The organism is Rhizobium sp. SRI_017, from assembly GCF_057586295.1.
Window position 1 is genome coordinate 1 of sequence record NZ_JBYCZP010000057.1, and the last position, 1,539, is coordinate 1,539.

The 1,539-nt window shown below is 60.6% G+C and carries 1 protein-coding gene; it reads left to right on the forward strand.

The genetic code is table 11. The features are described from left to right. Positions 1-78: 78 nt before the first annotated feature. Positions 79-1,461: a transposase gene (locus tag AC2YI2_RS34930; protein WP_487391108.1), complete on the forward strand. Its 1,383-nt coding sequence runs from the start codon at positions 79-81 to the stop codon at positions 1,459-1,461. Positions 1,462-1,539: the final 78 nt, after the last annotated feature.

The following is a 1,539-nucleotide window of genomic DNA, read 5'->3' on the forward strand; positions in this document are numbered from 1 at the left end:
GATACCGTTGAAAAAGTCGGCGTTGCTGTTGGTGTGAAGTTCTGATTCAGTCGTTCCAGGCATTGGGAGGACGAACCGATGATGGGCGAGCGGACCGTGATGCAGGAAGCGCTGTTCTACGAGTTCAGTATCGACCGTCATGTTCCTGCGGACCACCTATTGCGCTCTATCGACCGCTTCGTCGACCTGTCCGGACTTCGGTCCCATTTGCGGCCCTTCTACAGCGAGATCGGGCGGCCCTCGATCGATCCGGAACTGATGATCCGCATGCTGATCGTCGGCTACTGCTTCGGCATCCGTTCCGAGCGTCGGCTGTGTGAGGAAGTGCATCTGAACCTCGCCTATCGGTGGTTCTGTCGGCTCGGCCTGGAAGGCGATGTGCCGGATCATTCGACTTTCTCCAAGAACCGGCATGGCCGCTTCCGAGATAGCGATCTGTTGCGCGAGCTATTCGAGACGACAGTAAGGCGTTGCATCGAGGAGGGCCTTGTCGGCGGCGAGGGCTTCGCCGTCGATGCGAGCCTGATCAAGGCGGATGCGAACAAGCAGCGCTCGGCGGAAGGGTCCGAGCCGGTCGACTGGAGGGCGATGGCCGAGACCCGTCGCTCGGTCCAGGAATATCTCGACACGCTCGATGACGCCGCATGGGGTGCAGCCAGTGAGGTGAAGCCGAAGTTCGTATCGAGGTCCGACCCGGCGGCGCAATGGACGGGAGCGCAGAAGGGTCACGCCTTCTTCGCCTACGCCACCAACTATCTGATCGATATGAACAATGCCGTCATCGTTGACGTCGAGGCGAGCCGGGCGATCCGACAGGCTGAAGTCGGTGCGGCACGCACGATGATCGAACGCACCCAGGATCGCTTCGACCTTTATCCGGAACGGCTGGCCGCCGATAGTGCTTATGGTTCTGCCGAGATGCTGGGCTGGCTGGTGCACGAGCGGGGGATAGAGCCGCATATCCCGGTCTTCGACAAGTCCGAACGGCGCGACGGCACATTCGAAAAGGGCGACTTCGTCTACGACCACAAGCGCGATCTCTATACCTGCCCTGGCGGCAAGGAGCTACGCTCGCGGCAGATCACCTACAAGAATGAGCGCCCGCTTGTCGACGAGAATGGCATGATACGCTACCGCGCCAGCAAGCACGACTGCGATGCCTGCGCCCTGAAACCCAAATGCTGTCCGACCACCCCGGCACGCAAGATACCGCGCTCCATCCATGAGGGCGCTCGCGACATGGCGCGCGACATCGCCAAAACGGAAGCCTATGTCACATCGAGGCGGGAGCGGAAGAAGGTCGAGATGCTCTTTGCGCACCTCAAACGTATCCTCAGACTGGATCGCTTGCGACTACGAGGACCGAACGGAGCCCGTGATGAGTTCCACCTCGCAGCCGCAGCCCAAAACCTCCGGAAACTCGCAAAGCTGATCCCCACGCCGATGCCGAAACCGGCGTGAGGGGTACTGCACCTCCGCACGTCCACTGAAATCCAGATGCTGCAGCCCAATCACGACCCGACTTTATCAACGGTATCG

Excerpts from the sequence above, each read along its gene's own strand:
- AC2YI2_RS34930 (WP_487391108.1), top strand. The coding sequence starts at position 79 with ATGATGGGCGAGCGGACCGTGATGCAGGAAGCGCTGTTCTACGAGTTC.